This window comes from Pseudomonas sp. LBUM1678 (genome assembly GCF_059695575.1).
On the sequence record NZ_CP166775.1, the window covers coordinates 6,517,258 to 6,535,000 of the forward strand.

Here is a 17,743-nt window from a genome sequence, read left to right on the forward strand (position 1 = left end):
CCAGGTCCGTAGGACGGACCGCACCGAATGCCGCGCATTGTAGCCTCAAGGTGTAGGACTGACACCTAGGCGTTTCGATGCGCCGAACGTCGAATCAATCCGATGACCGGTAACAGCCCGACCAAAACCAGGGTCAGGGCGGGCAACGAAGCCCTCGCCCACTCGCCTTCGCTGGTCATTTCAAAGATCCGGACGGCCAGCGTGTCCCAGCCAAACGGGCGCATTAGCAGGGTCGCGGGCATTTCCTTGAGCACATCGACGAACACCAGCAACGCGGCGCTCAACGTGCCGGGCAGCAATAACGGCAGATACACTTTGAAAAACAGTCGTGGCCCACTGACGCCAAGGCTACGTGCCGCTTCGGGCAAAGATGGCCGTATTCGCGCCAGGCTGCTTTCCAGCGGCCCGTAAGCCACCGCGATGAAACGCACCAGATAGGCCAGCAATAACGCCGACAGACTGCCCAGCAGCAAGGGCTTGCCGGCGCCGCCGAGCCACCCCGAAACCGGGATCACCAGCTCGCGATCCAGATAACTGAACGCCAGCATGATCGACACCGCCAGCACCGACCCCGGCAGCGCGTAGCCGAGATTGGCCAGGCTGACACCGGAGCGGATCGCCCGGGTCGGCGCCAGTCGCCGGGCAAATGCCAGCACCAGGGCAACGCTGACGGTGATCAACGCCGCCATGCCGCCCAGGTACAAGGTGTGGACGATCAGCCCGGCGTAACGCTCATCCAGATCGAAGCGCCCACGCTGCCAGAACCACACCACCAGTTGCAGCATCGGAATGACGAAGGCACAAGCGAACACCAGGCCACACCAACTCATGGCCGCCAGCGCCTTGAAGCCACGAAGGTGGTACAGCGCCTTGACCCGCGGTCGCTCATTGCTCGTACGGTTGGCCCCGCGCGCACGACGTTCGCCGTACAAAACGATCATCACCACCAGCAGCAACAGGCTGGCCAGTTGCGCGGCGGTGGAGAGGCTGAAGAATCCGTACCAGGTTTTGTAAATGGCCGTGGTGAACGTGTCGAAGTTGAACACCGACACCGCACCGAAGTCCGCCAGGGTTTCCATCAGCGCCAACGCCACGCCGGCACCAATGGCCGGCCGCGCCATGGGCAAGGCAACGCGCCAGAACGCCTGCCACGGGGATTGTCCCAGCACGCGCGCCGCTTCCATCAAACCTTTGCCCTGGGCCAGGAAGGCGGTGCGCGCCAGCAGGTAAACGTAGGGATAGAAAACCAGTACCAACACCAGGATCACGCCGCCGGTGGAACGCACTCGCGGCAACCTGAGGCCGGTGCCGAACCATTCGCGCAACAAGGTTTGCACGGGGCCGGCGAAATCCAGCAGGCCCACGAAGACGAAGGCCAGCACATAAGCCGGAATCGCAAAAGGCAGCATCAGCGCCCAGTCCAGCCAGCGCCGACCGGGGAATTCGCAGAGGCTGGTCAGCCAGGCGAGGCTGACGCCCAGGAGCGTGACGCCGATACCGACGCCGAGCACCAACGTCAGCGTGTTACCCAGCAGGCGCGGCATCTGGGTGTCCCAGAGGTGGGACCAGATTTGATGATCGATGGTTTGCCAGGAGAAAAGCAGGACGCTCAGGGGCAGCAGGACCAGCGCGGCGATGGCGAAGACCAGGGGATACCAGCGGCGTTGGGCGGGGTGGGCCAAGGGGATTCTCTAGAAAAATAAGGGAGCCGACGCAGGTCAGCAGTCAGCTCCAATTTGTGGCGAGGGAGCTTGCTCCCGCTCGGGTGCGAAGCAACCGCCGGAGGTTATCAGATCATCTTGAGCGAGCAGCGCTGGATGTTTTGAGGGTTGCTTCGCAACCCAGCGGGAGCAAGCTCCCTCGCCACAAGTAAACTCCCTTCCCACAGGTAACCACTCGCCGCAATAACAGGGGTGTCAGTTCCAACCCGCCCGATCCATCATCCGAATCGCTTCAGCCTGACGCTTGCCGGCAATTTCCACCGGCAGCGTATCTGCCACAAACTTGCCCCAGCTCGCTACTTCTGCAGACGGCTGAACGGCGGGGTTGGCCGGGAATTCCTGGTTCACGTCAGCGAAAATCTTCTGCGCTTCAGCGGTGGTCATCCATTCAACCAATGCCTTGGCCGCTTCCGGGTGCGGGGCGTGCTTGGTCAGGCCGATGCCCGACAGGTTGACGTGGACGCCACGATCACCCTGGTTCGGCCAGAACAGCTTCACCGCCAGGTCAGGCTTCTGCTTGTGCAGGCGGCCGTAGTAGTAAGTGTTGACGATGCCGACGTCGCATTGCCCGGCATTAATTGCTTCCAGCACCGCGATGTCATCGGAGAACACATCGGTGGACAGGTTGTTGACCCAACCCTTGAGGATCTTCTCGGTTTTGTCGGCACCGTGCACTTCGATCATGGTGGCGGTCAGGGACTGGTTGTAGACCTTCTTCGCCGTGCGCAGGCACAGGCGACCTTCCCAGTTTTTATCGGCCAGCCCTTCGTAAGTGGTCAGCTCGCCCGGCTTCACCCGATCGGTGGAATAGGCGATGGTCCGCGCCCGCAGGCTCAGGCCCGTCCAGGCATGAGCGGAGGAGCGATATTGCAGCGGGATATTGGCATCGATCACCTTGGAGGTGAACGGTTGCAGGATGCCCATCTGCTCCGCCTGCCAGAGGTTGCCGGCATCGACGGTCAGCAGCAGGTCGGCGGTGGCGTTCTCGCCCTCGGCCTTGATCCGCTGCATCAGCGGCGCTTCTTTGTCGGTGATGAACTTCACCTGCACCCCGGTTTTGGCGGTGTAGGCATCGAAGACCGGTTTGATCAGCTCGTCGATACGCGAGGAGTAAACCACCACCTCGTCGGCGGCCTGGGCAGCGGTGCTACCGATCAGGGTCAGGGCGAGTGCAGTCAGTAGACGCTTCGGTGCCAACATGGGAGCGGTCTCTCGATTGGAAAAATTGAAGACAAATGATAAGGACTCACATTTACCATCTCAATCGATCAGTTGGCGGAGGAGTTACCAGATGTTGCACGGCGCGGAGATGTATTGAATGTACCGACGCCATCGCGAGCAGGCTCGCTCCCACATGGGACTGCATTTCAACTGTGGGAGCGAGCCTGCTCGCGATGAGGCCATCAGCCACAACGAAGATCTCAGGCCTTGGCCAGCGCCGGCAAATCCCCGATCAACCCCAGCGCTTCTCGCACGAACAACGCCTTGGCTTCCGGCATCTGGTCGACCATCTTCAACCCGGCATTGCGCAACCAGCGAACCGGCAACGGATCAGCCTGGAACAGACGCTCGAAGCCTTCCATTGCCGCCATCAACGCCAGGTTGTGCGGCATGCGCCGACGCTCGTAACGACTGAGCACTTTCACATCCGCCAACCGCTCACCGCGCTCCGCCGCTTGCAGCAGCACTTCGGCCAGCACGGCGGCATCGAGGAAACCGAGGTTCACACCCTGCCCGGCCAGCGGGTGAATGGTGTGGGCTGCGTCGCCGATCAGCGCCAGGCCTTCAGCCACGTAACGCTTGGCATGGCGCTGACGCAGTGGCACGCACACACGCGGGTCGGCGCTGAGCACCGTGCCGAGTCGGCCTTCAAAGGCGCGTTCCAACTCAAGACAAAATTCTGCGTCACCCAGCGCCATCAGCCGTTCGGCTTCACTTGGGGTGGTCGACCAGACAATCGAACACCAATCCTGCTGACCGTCTCGCTCCAGCGGCAGAAACGCCAGCGGACCGTTGTCGGTGAAGCGCTGCCAAGCGGTCATTTGATGGGATTTGGCGCTGCGCACGCTGGTAACGATCGCGTGATGCAGGTAATCCCACTCGCGCGTGGCCACGCCGGTCAGGCGCCGCACCGCCGAATTGGCGCCATCCGCCGCAATCACCAACGGTGCGCGCAAGGTGCGGCCATCGGCCAGGGTCAGCAGCCAGTCATCGCCGGAGCGGCGCATCTGCTCCAGGCGCGCATTGGCCAGCATCCCGAGGTCGCAGTCGTGCAGACGATCCAGCAAGGCATCCTGAACCACGCGGTTCTCGACGATATGCCCGAGCACTTCGGCGTGCACACTGGTCGCCGAAAAATGAATTTGCCCGGTGCCGCTGCCGTCCCAGACGTGCATGTCGGTATAAGGGCTGCTGCGCCGGCTGGCGATACCGTCCCAGACACCGAGGCGTTCGAGAATCCGATGGCTGGCCGTCGACAAGGCGCTCACTCGCGGTTCGAACGGCGCTTGTTCGTCGAAGGGCTTGACGCTCATCGGGCTGCCGTCCAGCAGCAGGACTTCCAGTCCGCTGTCCTGCAACGCCAGCGCCAGGGCGCTACCGACCATTCCAGCCCCGACAATCAGCAGATCTGCGCGCATTTCCATGCTTTAAGCCTGTCTCGCTTGCGGCTTGAGCCGCACGTAAAGGGTTTTTCCGACCCGCGCCACCAGGTTGCCGGCGCCGTCATGAATATCGACCTGCAACTGCGGCAGGTATTTTTCGCCGTCCGCCGTCTGCCGGCGGATCTCGTCGAGCAAGGTATCGTCGATGCTGAAACGGGCGAACACCGGGCCTTTGCCCGGTGCGATGAAATCGATGTCAGCGGCTTTGTCCCAGACAATGTACCGGTGACCGAGGTTCTCCATCAGCATCAGCATGTAGAACGGGTCGACCATCGAATACAGGCTGCCCCCGAACTGCGTGCCGACGTAATTGCGGTTGTACCAGCTCAGGCCCATGGACACCTGGATATCCCGAAAGTCATCGCTGATGTGCCGCACTCGAACGCCGGCACCGAGGTAAGGCGGATAGAAGGACATGAACCCACGCATCAACCGCGCTTTACCGAACTTGCCAACCAGCCACTTAAGCATCGGGACGCGTACCCAGGCCCATGGCTTGCCGGGCGAACCAGCGTTTGGCCGGCGGCAGCAGATCGAGGCCGAGCAGGCCGATGTTACGGCCCAACGAAACCAGTGGCTGGGTGCTGCCGAACAAACGGGTCACCTGATCGGAGAAACCCACGGTCAGGTTCTGATCCATGCGTTGGCGCTCGCGATAGGCCTGCAAGGTCGCGAAGTCGCCGGGGGATGTTTCGCTCGCCAGCAGCGCATCGGCCAAAGCCTGTGCATCACGCAGCGACAGGTTGAAACCCTGGCCGGCAATCGGGTGCAGGCTGTGCGCGGCGTTGCCGAGGATCGCCAGATGCGGGCGCACTTGTTCTTCGGCTTCGATCAGCGTCAACGGGTAAAGATGCCGCGCGCCTACCTGCTTCAATGTGCCGAGGCGATAACCGAACACGCCCTGCAATTCGCTGAGGAAGCTGCGTTCATCCAGCGCCGCCAGTCGTTGCGCGTCCATGCCCAATCGGGTCCAGACCAGGGCGCAGCGGTTTTCCGGCAACGGCAGCAACGCCATCGGGCCGTCATCGGTGAAGCGCTCGAAGGCCATGCCGTTGTGCGCTTCGCTCGGCGTGATGTTGGCGATCAGCGCGCTCTGGTTGTACGGACGCTTTTTGATGCCGACCCCCAGTTGCTCGCGCAGGCCGGATCGGCCGCCATCAGCAAGCACTGCAAGGTCGCATTCCAGCATGGTTTCATCGTTGAGGGTCAGGCGATAGCCATCGGTCAACGGCTCCATGCGCGTCACTTCCGCAGGGCAGCGCCAAGTGACCACGTCCTTGTCCAGGCCTTGCCAGAGGCATTGGCCGAGCCAGGCGTTTTCCACCACATAACCCAGCGCCGGAACGCCCTCTTCCATCGCCGACAGCCGCGCCGTGGAAAAACGCCCACGGTCGGAGACATGAATCTGTTTGATCGGCTCGGCGCGGCGGGAGATTTCCTGCCACACGCCCAACCGTTGATAAATCTGCTTGGCACCGTAGGACAACGCCGAAGAACGGGCGTCGTAGCTCGGTTGGTAGGTGTGGCCCGGCGCGAATGGCTCGATCAATACGATCTTCCAGCCACGGGCCTTGGCCCCGGCCTGCAACGCCAATGCGAGGCTGGCGCCAACCAGACCGCCACCGATAATCGCCAGATTGACTCGACTCATGCGGCTTGTGCCCGCGCGGCGGCCATCAAGGCCTCGATCTCGGCGACCGTTTTCGGCACGCCTTGGGTCAGGATTTCACAGCCGTTTTTGGTGACCACCACGTCGTCCTCGATGCGCACGCCAATGCCGCGCCATTTCTTCGCTACGTTCTGGTTGTCCGGGGCAATGTAGATGCCCGGTTCCACGGTCAGCGCCATGCCGACTTCCAGCACACGCCACTCGCCGCCAACCTTGTATTCGCCGACGTCATGCACATCCATGCCCAGCCAATGGCCGGCGCGGTGCATGTAAAACGCCTTGTAAGCTTCGCTGGCAATCAACTCGTCAACGTCGCCCTGCAACAGGCCCAACTTCACCAACCCGGTGGTAATCACTCGGACCGTGGCTTCGTGCGCCTGATTCCAGTGTTTGTTCGGGGCGATTTCGGCAAACGCGGCTTCTTGCGACGCCAGCACCAGCTCGTAAATCGCTTTCTGCTCCGCCGAATACTTTCCATTGACCGGCCAGGTGCGGGTGATGTCGCTGGCGTAGCAGTCGATCTCGCAACCGGCGTCGATCAGCACCAGGTCGCCATCCTTGAGCACCGCGTCATTCTGCTGGTAATGCAGGATGCAGCTGTTGCGTCCGGCTGCGACGATCGAGCCATAAGCCGGCATCTTCGCCCCGCCCTTGCGGAACTCGTAATCAAGCTCGGCTTCGAGGCTGAACTCGTGCAGCCCGGCCCGGCTGGCCTGCATCGCCCGGATATGCGCCTGGGCGGAAATCCGTGCGGCTTCGCGCATCACCTTCACTTCTGCCGCCGATTTATACAGGCGCATGTCGTGCAGCAGATGATCCAGGGCAACGTATTCGTTCGGCGGCTGGGCGCCAAGGTGCGCTTTAGAGCGGATCACGTTGATCCACTCCATCAGGTGCCGGTCGAATTCCGGGTTACTGCCCATGGCCGAATACACCCGGTCGCGCCCTTCGATCAGGCCCGGCAGAATGTCGTCGATGTCGGTGATGGGAAACGCATCGTCGGCGCCGAAGTCGCGGATCGCGCCTTCCTGGCCGGCGCGCAGGCCGTCCCACAGTTCTCGTTCGGCGTTGCGTTCACGGCAGAAGAGAATGTATTCGCCATGTTCGCGACCGGGCATCAGGACGATGACGGCCTGAGGCTCGGGGAAGCCGCTGAGGTACTGGAAGTCGCTGTCCTGACGGTAAACGTGCTCGACGTCACGGTTGCGAATGGCCACCGCGGCGGCGGGCAGGATGGCGATGCTGTTGGGTTCCATCTGCGCCATCAGGGCCTTGCGGCGACGGCTGTATTCCGATTTCGGGATATGAATCATGGGCAGATGGCTTTTCCTGGCTCGCGATTAATGCAACGACGGCTTGGCCGCAGCCGGCGCATCTGCTTTTTTGGTTTCGGAGAACAGCAGCAGCGGCGCAACCCGCAGGTATTCCATGACTTCCATGTAGTCGCTTTCGCCGTCTTCGGACTCTTCCAGGGCGTCTTGCACCTGAGAAATAGCGGCCAGATCCTGCAACACTTCGGTGGCTTCGGTGCTCAGCATGCTGCTGTCACGGCAGTTCAGGCCGAAACCACTGAGGAAGCCCTGACACCATTCGCCCAGTGCAGCGGCACGGTCAGCCAGTGGCTCGTCATCAGTCGGCAGCAGCAGAACGACGGTCACGTCGTCGCCGGTGAGTTCGCCTTTGACCATCTCTTGCAGGCCGATCAGGGCATTGCGGACATTGTCCTGTGGCTCGCTTTCGAGCAGCTCGGCAGCATCAACCAGCCAGCCTTCGGCATCGAAGCCGGCACCGGCGCAGCTGCGGCCGAGCAGCAGGCCATGCAGTTCGGCAGGCGAGACGTTATGACCGCTGGAAGTCAGCAGCGTGGCGAAGGCTTGGTACGGGGAATTCTGAATGGGCATGGGCAGCTAGGCGCCAGACGGCGCTATGTCTAGAATGAAGGCCTTGTATCCTACATCGACAGACTCGCCAAGACTATTAAAGGCTGTCCGCCCGTTACCACCCATCAGACTATTCAGTGGACACAATGGAAGACACCGACCTGCAAGCACTGATGGCCAGACTCGAACTGCTAATTAATCGGGTCGAGCAACTTAAGAGTCAAAACGGACTCCTATTAGCTCAGGAAAAAACCTGGCGCGAGGAACGCGCTCACCTCATTGAAAAGAACGAAATCGCCCGGCGTAAGGTCGAATCAATGATTTCGCGCCTCAAGGCCCTGGAGCAAGACTCATGAGTTCAAGCAATAGCGTTACCGTGCAGATCCTCGATAAAGAGTATTCGATCATTTGCCCCCAGGAAGAGCGCAGCAATCTGGTGAGCGCCGCCCGTTACCTGGACGGCAAGATGCGCGAAATCCGCAGCAGCGGCAAAGTCATCGGTGCCGACCGCATCGCCGTGATGGCCGCGCTGAACATCACCCACGATCTTCTGCACAAGGAAGAACGCCCGGATGTGCAGGCCAGCGGCTCGACTCGCGAGCAGGTTCGCGACCTGCTGGATCGCGTCGATCTGGTGCTCGCCACCGATCCGGACGTCACCAAGGGCTGAAACACGAAACCGCTTGGGGTATACTCGCAACACTCCCTGGGGTGCTTGCCAGTTGGCGATGTCCCTGAGCCGATTTGCTATACCCTGGAGGTTGCACGTTGGGCTGGTGTGCATGTCCGCTAGACGGAAAGCCTTAAAGCCTACTGCATCTTCCACCTTGAACTTTCGGGTTCAAGGGCTAAGTCGACAGCGGTACATCCGGGGAGCCTGATTCCAGTCCGATGCCGGTTTAAATACCGGCATCGGCTTTTTTACGGATACGCTTTACGTATCCGTCCTGTCGAAGCCTGAATCCATGACCGAACCTGCGCTGCTGCCCCGCCCGCAACTTCGACGCATGCTGCGCAAGGCCCGCCGCGCACTGACACCCAGTCAGCAGCGCCAGGCTGCTCGCGGGCTGTACAAGCAATTGGCCCAGCACCCTCTGTTCCGCCGAGCAAAACACATTTCCCTGTACCTGCCCACCGACGGTGAAATCGACCCTCGCGTGCTGCTGCGCGCTGCGCAACGTCGGGGCAAGGCCACTTATCTACCGGTGCTCAGTGCCTGGCCGCGAACCAAAATGGTGTTCCAGCGGATTCGTCCCGGTGAAAAACTGAAACCCAACCGCTTTCGTATTCTCGAACCCCGGCACAACCTCGCCCGCCAACGCAAAGTCTGGGCGCTGGACCTGGTGCTGATGCCACTGGTGGGGTTTGACGACGTTGGCGGCCGCCTGGGAATGGGCGGTGGTTTCTACGATCGAAGCCTCGCTTACCTGGCGCGGCGAAAAAACTGGCGCAAGCCGACGCTACTGGGGCTGGCCCACGAATGTCAGAAAGTAGAACGATTGGCTCAGGCAAGCTGGGATGTGCCGTTGCAAGGAACGGTTACAGACAAGGCGTGGTATTTCGCCGGCTAGACGCCACTGGAATCAGTGGCGTCCAGAAACAGGCTCAGCGCTTGAAGGCCGACGGCTGCTGTTGCTGTGCGATTTCGATCGGCGCGTCGGTCTTGTTGTTCCACAGGCTTTGGGCATAGCCGGTGGTCACGACGCCGAGGCCGAACAAAATAACCAAAATCCATAGTAAATCCGGTTTGCGTTTCATCGATTGCCCCCCAAAGGCATATCAACACGATGACAGCAGCGGTTTCCGTTGTAGGTGTAGGCCGTGCAGCAGCGTCAAGCTTAGAAGGCCGGCATTTTGCGACAACGTGAACTGACACGCAAACGCTGGCGTCAACCGACTGTCGGTTTGTCATAAAATTGCCCGACAACTTGCCCACTCACCTCGCAAGGAGCAAAACCCATGGCCTATTGGCTGATGAAATCCGAGCCCGATGAACTCTCGATCAAAGACCTTGCGAAGCTTGGCAAAGCGCGCTGGGACGGGGTTCGCAACTATCAGGCGCGTAACTTTTTGCGGGCGATGGCGGTGGGTGACGAGTTTTTCTTCTATCACTCCAGCTGCCCGGAGCCCGGAATTGCCGGGATCGGAAAGATTGTTGAAGCGGCGTATCCAGACCCGACGGCGCTGGAGCCGGAAAGTCATTACTACGATCCAAAGGCCACGGCAGAGAAAAACGCCTGGAGCGCGATTGATGTTGCGCATGTCGAGACGTTTGCGAAGGTGTTGAAGCTGGATTATTTGAAGCAGCAAACCGCGTTGGCGGAGATGCCGTTGGTGCAGAAGGGGTCGCGGCTTTCGGTAATGCCGGTTACCGCTGAGCAGTGGGCGGCGGTGATTGCACTGCGCTGACACGCTTTTTGTAGGAGCCGGCTTGCTGGCGATGGCGATGTAACAATCAATATGGATGTTGAATGTTAAACCGCTATCGCCAGCAAGCCGGCTCCTACAGATCCAGCATTACTGGATGATGAGGTTGTTGAACAACAAATCCTCAACCACCGGCTTGCCGGTCTCATCGCTCATCACTTGCTGGGTCTGTTTCAGGGCTTCCTGACGCAGCTTTTCCTTGGCTTCAACATTGCTCATCGCTTCGGTTGTCTGCTGCGCAAACAACGCCACCAGCTGATTACGGATCAACGGCTCGTTGGCCTTGACCGCTTTGGTCGCCTCGTCGCCGGTCACCCGCAATGCCACATCAGCCTTGTACACCTTGAGCTTCGGCGTACCGTCCAGCCCGTAGTTACCCACGAACGGCGGGCTCAGGGTGATGTAATTGACCTTCGGAGCTTCACCTTCTTTGGCTTCTTCGGCCATCGCTGCCACGGGCAGAGACAGGGCCAGCAACAACATGATCCACGCTTTCACAATTCGCTCCTTATCCGGTTTGCGGCCTAGCATAACGACCCGCCGCTCAAGCACAAGCTTATGGCTGGCTATCAGGGTCGGGCATGCTCGTTGACCCATCGACTCACACACCTACACTTATCGGCCATCACTCCCAAAGGAATAGCCCTGATGAAAGCCGTGCTGTGCAAAGCCTTCGGCCCTGCCGAATCGCTGGTGCTGGAAGACGTCGCCAGTCCTGTCGCGAAGAAGAATGAAATCCTGCTGGATGTGCATGCCGCCGGGGTGAATTTCCCGGACACGCTGATCATCGAGGGCAAATACCAGTTCAAGCCGCCCTTCCCGTTTTCCCCGGGTGGCGAAGCGGCCGGCGTGGTCAGCGCAGTGGGTGAAAAGGTCAGCCACCTCAAGGTCGGTGACCGGGTCATGGCCCTGACCGGCTGGGGCAGCTTCGCCGAACAGGTCGCCGTGCCGGGCTACAACGTGTTGCCGATCCCGCCATCGATGGACTTCAACACCGCCGCCGCGTTCAGCATGACCTACGGCACATCAATGCACGCCCTCAAGCAACGGGCCAACCTGCAACCGGGTGAAACACTGCTGGTGCTCGGCGCTTCCGGGGGTGTCGGCCTGGCCGCCGTGGAAATCGGCAAAGCCATGGGCGCCCGCGTGATCGCCGCCGCCAGCAGCGCCGAAAAACTTGCGGTGGCCAAGGCGGCCGGCGCCGATGAGCTGATCAACTACAGCGAAACCAGCCTCAAGGACGAAATCAAACGCCTGACCGACGGCCAGGGCGCCGACGTGATCTACGACCCGGTCGGCGGTGATCTGTTCGACCAGGCCATCCGTGCCATCGCCTGGAATGGCCGGCTTCTGGTGGTGGGTTTCGCCAGCGGACGCATTCCGGAACTGCCGGTGAACCTGGCGCTGCTCAAGGGTGCGGCAGTGGTCGGCGTATTCTGGGGTTCGTTCGCCCAACGTCAGCCGCAGGACAACGCAGCGAACTTCCAGCAATTGTTTGGCTGGTTTGCCGAGGGCAAGTTGAAGCCGTTGGTGTCGCAGGTGTATCCGCTGAGCAATGCGGCGCAGGCGATCAATGATCTTGGCCAGCGCAAGGCAGTCGGGAAGGTGGTGGTTCAGGTTCGCTGAGCCTCAAGAAGCGGTCCGGATTGTCCGGACCGCTTTTTTATTGTCCGGGGCTAAAGCAACTTCCGAATATCTTCCGGCAGCAAGCTCATGTATTTGCGAGCCGGACTCGCCCGACAATCCCTGACAATTTTCGGCACGCGCTTATTCAGCTTGGAAATTAATGCCAGGCGCTGCTCATTTTCCAACTGTTGCGTATAAATCACGTTCGACAGGTAGGCCCGCGTGTAACCAAACAAGGCTGCATCAACCCATGCGTATTCCGGAGTGTCGCCCATCGCCTCATTAACATCACGGCATCTCAACCGCTTGAGCCATTGGTTAGCGTGAATGGGTGTATCCAGATCCAGTCTGAAAACCATTGGTGCCGTCACTTCCTGTTCGGCGGGCTTGTCACCTTCGACCGCCCACGGCTTGAAACGCCACTGAGTGATTGCCTTCCTGGCCGCTTCAGCCAGATCGGGATGGTCGCTTTGCAAAATGCTTAATTTGTTGACCGAGCCGTCGGCATACACCGTGAATCTGACCCGGACTTCACCCGTGATCCCTGCCCTGAACAGCTCTCTAGGATAAATCGGCTTCGGATTGCTCTCGGGAATCAAAAACACCTCCTCAGCCCAAACACCCACCGACCCAACCAACAAAAGCACAAACGCCAACCACCGCATATCCCCTCCCCTTCACCACTGAAATACCAATCCCGGCACCAGCACAAAGGTTATGGCTCACGGGCCCGAAACAGAACGCCGCGACTTCCTGTTCGGTCGCAGGACATTTCCCAAAGCCCCGTCCTACCCAAGACCGAAAGGCGTCATCAACGGCCACTCGCGACGTTTCCCACAACGTCCTCCACTTATACCTGTGCGACATGTTCATAAAGGAACACACGATCTCCCACATTTCCGCTATTTGGTCGATGCGAACCGGTGCTATTTTCGGTAACGAAACTGTAACATTCGCATCCGCAGCCAAAACAAGAATCTGGAGCTCTTGAATGTTTGCTTTCTTTCGTCCTGCCGCACATCAGGCTCCATTGCCTGAAGAAAAAATCGATGACACGTACAAGCGCCTTCGCTGGCAGATCTTCGCCGGTATTTTCATCGGGTATGCGGGTTACTACCTGCTGCGCAAGAACTTCACCCTGGCTATACCGGACCTGATCGCTCAAGGCTATACAAAAGGCCAGCTCGGGGTAGCGATGTCGGCAATTGCCATCGCCTACGGTCTGTCCAAGTTTCTGATGGGCATCGTGTCCGACCGCTCCAACCCGCGTTACTTTTTGCCTTTCGGTTTGGTGGTCTCTGCCGGGGTGATGTTCGTTTTCGGTTTCGCGCCGTGGGCGACGTCCAGCGTGACCATGATGTTCATCCTGTTGTTCATCAACGGTTGGGCACAAGGCATGGGCTGGCCGCCAAGTGGCCGAACCATGGTGCACTGGTGGTCGCAGAAAGAACGCGGCGGTGTGGTTTCGGTCTGGAACACCGCGCATAACGTAGGTGGTGGCTTGATCGGCCCGTTGGCGATTCTCGGCATGGGTTGGTTCAACGACTGGCACAGCAAGTTCTATGTCCCGGCCGCCGTGGCGCTGCTGGTCGCCGTCTTTGCATTCATTGTGATGCGCGATACGCCGCAATCGACTGGCCTGCCGCCGATCGAGAAGTACAAGAACGATTACCCGGAAGGCTACGACGCCAGCCACGAAGAAGAATTCAGCGCCAAGGACATCTTCGTCAAATACGTGCTGCGCAACAAAATGCTCTGGTTCATCGCCCTGGCCAACGTCTTCGTCTACTTGCTGCGCTACGGCATTCTGGATTGGGCGCCGACCTACCTCAAAGAGGTCAAGCACTTCGACTTCGACAAGACGTCGTGGGCGTACTTCCTGTACGAGTGGGCAGGCATTCCAGGCACGCTGCTGTGCGGCTGGATGTCGGACAAGGTCTTCCGTGGCAACCGTGGCCTGACCGGCATGGTGTTCATGGCATTGGTGACCGTTGCGACAATCGTGTACTGGCTCAATCCGCCGGGCAACCCGATGGTCGACATGATCTCGCTGTTCGCGATCGGTTTCCTGATCTACGGCCCGGTGATGCTGGTGGGGTTGCAAGCGCTGGAGCTGGTTCCGAAGAAAGCCGCAGGTACAGCCGCTGGCTTTACCGGCCTGTTCGGTTACTTGGGTGGTTCAGTCGCGGCCAGTGCCCTGATGGGTTACACCGTGGACTATTTCGGCTGGGATGGCGGTTTCATCCTGCTGGTCGTTGCCTGCCTGCTGGCGATGGCTTTCCTGGCACCCACGCTGGGTCACAAGAACGTCGCCAGTCAGAGCCGCGAAGCGATCGCCTGATCAGCGTTTGATTTGCAGCGCTTGAGTCGCGCCTCCAGATTCCGGTCTGGCATGGCGTGACTGCGCAGGGCGTTGGCGGTCTGCTCGACATAATCGCGAGTGGTACCGTAACGCCCGCAAGCGTTTTCGAACACGTGGCTCAGCACATGATCCGGCAAGTTGCCGGCATAGCTGGGCAGGTGTCGCTCCAAAACAAATCCCAATGCCTGAACCTGGCTTCCGTCTTCGAGACGGCAGTTGAGCCAGTGTGGGCGATAGGACGGGAACGGCATTTCGCGCTGCCAAAGCGCATACAGCGATGCTTCCAGTTGTTCTTCGGGCAAACGATAAGCGAAGCCGCTGCAAGAGCCGCCCCGATCCAGGCCAAAGACCAAGCCAGGGACTTCCGGCGTGCCGCGATGTTCGTGGGACCACAGGTACAAGCCGCGATGGTAGCCATGGACTCGACCGCGCACTCGCTCCACCGCCGCGCATTCAGGGCGCCAGATCAGCGAGCCGTAAGCGAACAGCCAGACCGGCCCGCCCTTGTGACGCGCCATGGTCGACTGCATCGAGCTGAGCAATTGTTCGTGCGTAAGCTGCGGCCCCAGATCGAGCCGCGGAGGGTAAGCCAGATTCAAAAACGAAGATTCAATGGCGCTCATGGCGAATAGCGTTCAGCTCCCCGCGAATAATGAATTACTTAATAGAACGCACCGCTGTAACAATAAGGCACATATGTTTTAAGGCAATTTAAGTGCCATGGCACAGTTCTTAAATAATTGCTTTATCGGGTTATAACCTACCGGCATTTATATAAATTTATAAATACCGATCGGCTATATAGGGAGTTATAACCAAGGAAACTGTAGGAGCGAGCCTGCTCGCGATGGAGGTCAACGATAACGCGCTGCAACAGGATGAACGCGTTGTCCCGGCCCCCATCGCGAGCAGGCTCGCTCCTACAGGGTCGACGTTATCCTCTAGGCGCGTACGCAAACACATCAGCACGCATCTGATGCGCATCCATCCCCGCGTCAACCAGCGCATCCAGCGTGCCATAGACCATGGCCGGTGAGCCGCTGGCATACACATGCAAGGATTTCAGTTCCGGGAAATCCTCACACACCGCCTCATGCAGCATCCCGCAGCGCCCTTGCCAGCCGCATTGATCGCTGACGACTTTATGCAGGAACAGATTGGGCAGTTTCAGCCATTCATCCCAATGCTCGATTTCATAAAAGTCTTCTGGCCGACGCACGCCCCAATACAGATGCACCGGGTGCTTGAAGCCCGCAGCCCGGCAATGTTCGATCAGGCTGTGGATCTGGCCCATGCCGGTGCCAGCGGCGATCAGCACCAGCGGACCGTCCGGCAATTCGGCCAAGTGGGTATCGCCGAACGGCATCTCGATCCGCACCAGCGGGTTGCCTTGCAGTTGTTCGATCAGGTTCTGCGCACTGCTTTCGCGCGCCAGCACATGGATTTCCAGGTCTCGCCCGGCATGGGGTGCCGAGGCCAGGGAAAAGGCGGATTTCTCGCCGTTCTCACGCTCGATCATCAGGTACTGGCCGGCGTGATAACGCGGCGGCTTGCCGGCCGGCGCTCGCAGGTGCACGCGAAAGGTATCGCCGCCCACATCCCTGCACTCAATGACCTGACACGACAAGCTGCGCACCGGCAATTCTCCCAGCGCGAGCACGCCATCCCACAGCACGATGCAGTCTTCCAGCGGCTCTGCCATGCAAGTGTAGAACTCGCCGTGGTCGCGCACATGGCCTGCCTGTTCGACCCGACCTTCCACCAGCAACGCCGCGCACACGTGGCAATTACCGTTGCGGCAGCTTTGCGGGCAGTCAAAGCCCATGCGCCGCGCGCCATCGAGAATCCGCTCGCCGGGCAGAATCTCTAGCACTGCTCCGGAGGGCTGCAAGGTTACACGCATCAATCTATTCCTAACTGATTCCAGATGGCATCGATCCGCTGGGTCACGGCGTCGTCCTTGACGATCACCCGGCCCCACTCGCGAGTGGTTTCGCCCGGCCATTTATGCGTGGCATCGAGCCCCATCTTCGAACCCAGGCCGGAGACCGGCGAGGCGAAGTCGAGGTAGTCGATCGGCGTGTTGTCGATCATCACCGTGTCGCGCTTGGGGTCCATGCGCGTGGTGATGGCCCAGATCACGTCATTCCAGTCCCGCGCATTGATGTCGTCATCAGTGACGATAACGAACTTGGTGTACATGAACTGTCGCAAAAACGACCAGACACCGAGCATTACCCGCTTGGCGTGGCCCGGATACGACTTCTTCATGGTCACGATGGCCATGCGGTACGAGCAACCTTCCGGCGGCAGGTAGAAGTCGGTGATTTCCGGGAACTGCTTCTGCAGGATCGGCACGAACACTTCATTCAGCGCCACGCCCAGAATCGCCGGCTCATCCGGCGGACGGCCGGTGTAGGTGCTGTGGTAGATCGGTTTGATCCGGTGGGTGATGCGCTCGACGGTGAACACCGGGAAGCTGTCGACTTCGTTGTAGTAACCGGTGTGGTCGCCGTACGGGCCTTCGTCGGCCATCTCGCCTGGATGGATCACGCCTTCAAGGATGATCTCGGCGGTGGCCGGCACTTGCAGGTCGTTGCCGCGGCATTTCACCAGTTCGGTGCGATTGCCGCGCAGCAGACCGGCGAAGGCGTATTCGGAGAGGCTGTCCGGTACCGGCGTCACGGCGCCGAGGATGGTCGCCGGGTCAGCGCCCAATGCCACGGAGACCGGGAACGGCTGGCCAGGATGCTTCTCGCACCACTCGCGGTAATCCAGCGCGCCGCCACGGTGGCTCAGCCAGCGCATGATGACTTTGTTGCGGCCAATGACTTGCTGACGGTAGATGCCGAGGTTCTGGCGGTCCTTGTTCGGACCTTTGGTGACCGTCAGGCCCCAGGTGATCAGCGGACCGACGTCGCCCGGCCAGCAGGTCTGCACCGGCAGCATCGCCAGGTCGACATCGTCGCCTTCGATGACCACTTCCTGGCACACCGCGTCCTTGACGACTTTCGGCGCCATCGCAATGATCTTGCGGAAGATCGGCAGCTTGGACCACGCGTCCTTCAGGCCTTTCGGCGGCTCAGGTTCTTTGAGGAAGGCCAGCAGCTTGCCGATCTCGCGCAGCTCGCTGACCGCCTCGGCGCCCATGCCCATGGCGACCCGTTCGGGGGTGCCGAACAGGTTGCCGAGCACCGGAATGTCGTAGCCGGTCGGGTTTTCGAACAACAGCGCCGGGCCTTTTGCCCGCAGCGTACGATCACAGACTTCGGTCATCTCCAGCACTGGAGAGACGGGGATCTGGATGCGTTTCAACTCTCCGCGCTGCTCAAGCTGCTGCACGAAATCCCGAAGATCCTTGAATTTCATTGACGATGGCACCCCTAAAATAGGCG

The 17,743-nt window shown here is 60.1% G+C and carries 19 protein-coding genes and 1 other RNA gene; 7 read left to right on the plus strand and 13 right to left on the minus strand.

The window, feature by feature from the left end; genetic code table 11:
* Positions 1-65: 65 nt before the first annotated feature.
* The 7 genes from ACA070_RS29725 to ACA070_RS29755 all read right to left on the minus strand — a co-directional run bounded on the left by ACA070_RS29725 (position 66) and on the right by ACA070_RS29755 (position 7,954).
* Entirely contained in the window at positions 66-1,682 is a 1,617-nt protein-coding gene (locus tag ACA070_RS29725; RefSeq protein ID WP_462029556.1) for an ABC transporter permease, read from the minus strand.
* A gap of 234 nt (positions 1,683-1,916) precedes the next feature.
* Positions 1,917-2,921 carry an extracellular solute-binding protein gene (locus ACA070_RS29730; RefSeq protein ID WP_497449380.1) on the minus strand — a complete coding sequence of 335 codons (1,005 nt, stop codon included), beginning with the start codon at positions 2,919-2,921 and terminating at the stop codon, positions 1,917-1,919.
* Between the two features lie 221 nt (positions 2,922-3,142).
* The gene (locus ACA070_RS29735; protein WP_497452039.1) at positions 3,143-4,360 is read right to left on the minus strand and encodes a 2-octaprenyl-3-methyl-6-methoxy-1,4-benzoquinol hydroxylase; all 1,218 of its coding nucleotides are present in this window, start codon (positions 4,358-4,360) and stop codon (positions 3,143-3,145) included.
* Between the two features lie 9 nt (positions 4,361-4,369).
* On the minus strand, positions 4,370-4,855 hold the full coding sequence (locus ACA070_RS29740) for a DUF4442 domain-containing protein (RefSeq protein WP_497449381.1): 486 nt from the start codon (positions 4,853-4,855) through the stop codon (positions 4,370-4,372).
* A complete protein-coding gene (gene ubiH / locus ACA070_RS29745; RefSeq protein WP_497449382.1) occupies positions 4,848-6,035 on the minus strand; it encodes a 2-octaprenyl-6-methoxyphenyl hydroxylase in 1,188 nt (395 codons plus the stop codon). Before ubiH ends, ACA070_RS29740 begins: the two co-directional genes overlap by 8 nt.
* Positions 6,032-7,366, minus strand: a complete 1,335-nt coding sequence (gene pepP, locus ACA070_RS29750) for a Xaa-Pro aminopeptidase (protein ID WP_461977698.1) — start codon at positions 7,364-7,366, stop codon at positions 6,032-6,034. Before pepP ends, ubiH begins: the two co-directional genes overlap by 4 nt.
* Positions 7,367-7,393: 27 nt before the next feature.
* Entirely contained in the window at positions 7,394-7,954 is a 561-nt protein-coding gene (locus ACA070_RS29755; protein WP_497449383.1) for a YecA/YgfB family protein, read from the minus strand.
* Positions 7,955-8,079: 125 nt separating this feature from the next.
* On the opposite strand from ACA070_RS29755, the gene ACA070_RS29760 reads away from it, so the two are divergent.
* From ACA070_RS29760 to ACA070_RS29775, 4 genes are all read left to right on the plus strand, one after another.
* A complete protein-coding gene (locus tag ACA070_RS29760) occupies positions 8,080-8,289 on the plus strand; it encodes a TIGR02449 family protein (protein WP_003213954.1) in 210 nt (69 codons plus the stop codon).
* Positions 8,286-8,603: a cell division protein ZapA gene (locus ACA070_RS29765; RefSeq protein WP_007942435.1), complete on the plus strand. Its 318-nt coding sequence runs from the start codon at positions 8,286-8,288 to the stop codon at positions 8,601-8,603. The genes ACA070_RS29760 and ACA070_RS29765 overlap by 4 nt, the downstream gene beginning before the upstream one ends.
* Before the next feature lie 30 nt (positions 8,604-8,633).
* Positions 8,634-8,812: non-coding RNA, 6S RNA (ssrS, locus tag ACA070_RS29770), on the plus strand.
* A gap of 86 nt (positions 8,813-8,898) precedes the next feature.
* Positions 8,899-9,504, plus strand: a complete 606-nt coding sequence (locus ACA070_RS29775; protein WP_497449384.1) for a 5-formyltetrahydrofolate cyclo-ligase — start codon at positions 8,899-8,901, stop codon at positions 9,502-9,504.
* Between the two features lie 34 nt (positions 9,505-9,538).
* Here ACA070_RS29775 and ACA070_RS29780 read toward each other — a convergent pair whose 3' ends face one another.
* Positions 9,539-9,691, minus strand: coding sequence for a hypothetical protein (locus tag ACA070_RS29780; protein ID WP_007942433.1), 153 nt, complete (start codon positions 9,689-9,691; stop codon positions 9,539-9,541).
* Between the two features lie 201 nt (positions 9,692-9,892).
* Between ACA070_RS29780 and ACA070_RS29785 the strand changes: the two genes are divergently transcribed.
* Positions 9,893-10,342, plus strand: a complete 450-nt coding sequence (locus ACA070_RS29785) for an EVE domain-containing protein (RefSeq protein WP_497449385.1) — start codon at positions 9,893-9,895, stop codon at positions 10,340-10,342.
* Positions 10,343-10,450: 108 nt separating this feature from the next.
* On the opposite strand, the gene ACA070_RS29790 is transcribed toward ACA070_RS29785, so the two are convergent.
* Positions 10,451-10,858, minus strand: coding sequence for a flagellar basal body-associated protein FliL (locus tag ACA070_RS29790; protein WP_094470070.1), 408 nt, complete (start codon positions 10,856-10,858; stop codon positions 10,451-10,453).
* Between the two features lie 150 nt (positions 10,859-11,008).
* Between ACA070_RS29790 and ACA070_RS29795 the strand changes: the two genes are divergently transcribed.
* Positions 11,009-11,986 (plus strand): NADPH:quinone oxidoreductase family protein, encoded by a 978-nt coding sequence (locus tag ACA070_RS29795; protein WP_219094980.1) that lies wholly within the window; start codon positions 11,009-11,011, stop codon positions 11,984-11,986.
* 50 nt (positions 11,987-12,036) lie between these two features.
* Here the strand turns inward: ACA070_RS29795 and ACA070_RS29800 are convergent, their stop codons facing one another.
* Entirely contained in the window at positions 12,037-12,651 is a 615-nt protein-coding gene (locus ACA070_RS29800; RefSeq protein ID WP_497449386.1) for an energy transducer TonB, read from the minus strand.
* Between the two features lie 326 nt (positions 12,652-12,977).
* Here ACA070_RS29800 and glpT point away from each other — a divergent pair, with 326 nt between their 5' ends.
* Entirely contained in the window at positions 12,978-14,327 is a 1,350-nt protein-coding gene (gene glpT, locus ACA070_RS29805; RefSeq protein WP_497449387.1) for a glycerol-3-phosphate transporter, read from the plus strand.
* Here glpT and ACA070_RS29810 read toward each other — a convergent pair.
* From ACA070_RS29810 to ubiD, 3 genes are all read right to left on the minus strand, one after another.
* Positions 14,303-14,971, minus strand: a complete 669-nt coding sequence (locus ACA070_RS29810) for a gamma-glutamylcyclotransferase (RefSeq protein WP_497449388.1) — start codon at positions 14,969-14,971, stop codon at positions 14,303-14,305. The two genes, glpT and ACA070_RS29810, sit on opposite strands and share 25 nt — an antisense overlap.
* 311 nt (positions 14,972-15,282) lie before the next feature.
* Positions 15,283-16,251, minus strand: a complete 969-nt coding sequence (locus tag ACA070_RS29815) for a CDP-6-deoxy-delta-3,4-glucoseen reductase (protein ID WP_497449389.1) — start codon at positions 16,249-16,251, stop codon at positions 15,283-15,285.
* On the minus strand, positions 16,251-17,717 hold the full coding sequence (gene ubiD, locus ACA070_RS29820) for a 4-hydroxy-3-polyprenylbenzoate decarboxylase (protein ID WP_007942423.1): 1,467 nt from the start codon (positions 17,715-17,717) through the stop codon (positions 16,251-16,253). Before ubiD ends, ACA070_RS29815 begins: the two co-directional genes overlap by 1 nt.
* Positions 17,718-17,743 lie beyond the last annotated feature (26 nt).

What these genes read in the sequence shown, in the direction of transcription:
- ACA070_RS29810 (WP_497449388.1), bottom strand. Translation starts at nt 14,971, where the DNA reads ATGAGCGCCATTGAATCTTCGTTTTTGAATCTGGCTTACCCTCCGCGG.
- ubiD (WP_007942423.1), bottom strand. Translation starts at nt 17,717, where the DNA reads ATGAAATTCAAGGATCTTCGGGATTTCGTGCAGCAGCTTGAGCAGCGC.
- ACA070_RS29760 (WP_003213954.1), top strand. Translation starts at nt 8,080, where the DNA reads ATGGAAGACACCGACCTGCAAGCACTGATGGCCAGACTCGAACTGCTA.
- glpT (WP_497449387.1), top strand. Translation starts at nt 12,978, where the DNA reads ATGTTTGCTTTCTTTCGTCCTGCCGCACATCAGGCTCCATTGCCTGAA.
- ACA070_RS29730 (WP_497449380.1), bottom strand. Translation starts at nt 2,921, where the DNA reads ATGTTGGCACCGAAGCGTCTACTGACTGCACTCGCCCTGACCCTGATC.
- ACA070_RS29785 (WP_497449385.1), top strand. Translation starts at nt 9,893, where the DNA reads ATGGCCTATTGGCTGATGAAATCCGAGCCCGATGAACTCTCGATCAAA.
- ACA070_RS29735 (WP_497452039.1), bottom strand. Translation starts at nt 4,360, where the DNA reads ATGCGCGCAGATCTGCTGATTGTCGGGGCTGGAATGGTCGGTAGCGCC.
- ubiH (WP_497449382.1), bottom strand. Translation starts at nt 6,035, where the DNA reads ATGAGTCGAGTCAATCTGGCGATTATCGGTGGCGGTCTGGTTGGCGCC.
- ACA070_RS29765 (WP_007942435.1), top strand. Translation starts at nt 8,286, where the DNA reads ATGAGTTCAAGCAATAGCGTTACCGTGCAGATCCTCGATAAAGAGTAT.
- ACA070_RS29740 (WP_497449381.1), bottom strand. Translation starts at nt 4,855, where the DNA reads ATGCTTAAGTGGCTGGTTGGCAAGTTCGGTAAAGCGCGGTTGATGCGT.
- ACA070_RS29755 (WP_497449383.1), bottom strand. Translation starts at nt 7,954, where the DNA reads ATGCCCATTCAGAATTCCCCGTACCAAGCCTTCGCCACGCTGCTGACT.
- pepP (WP_461977698.1), bottom strand. Translation starts at nt 7,366, where the DNA reads ATGATTCATATCCCGAAATCGGAATACAGCCGTCGCCGCAAGGCCCTG.
- ACA070_RS29780 (WP_007942433.1), bottom strand. Translation starts at nt 9,691, where the DNA reads ATGAAACGCAAACCGGATTTACTATGGATTTTGGTTATTTTGTTCGGC.
- ACA070_RS29800 (WP_497449386.1), bottom strand. Translation starts at nt 12,651, where the DNA reads ATGCGGTGGTTGGCGTTTGTGCTTTTGTTGGTTGGGTCGGTGGGTGTT.
- ACA070_RS29795 (WP_219094980.1), top strand. Translation starts at nt 11,009, where the DNA reads ATGAAAGCCGTGCTGTGCAAAGCCTTCGGCCCTGCCGAATCGCTGGTG.
- ACA070_RS29775 (WP_497449384.1), top strand. Translation starts at nt 8,899, where the DNA reads ATGACCGAACCTGCGCTGCTGCCCCGCCCGCAACTTCGACGCATGCTG.
- ACA070_RS29815 (WP_497449389.1), bottom strand. Translation starts at nt 16,251, where the DNA reads ATGCGTGTAACCTTGCAGCCCTCCGGAGCAGTGCTAGAGATTCTGCCC.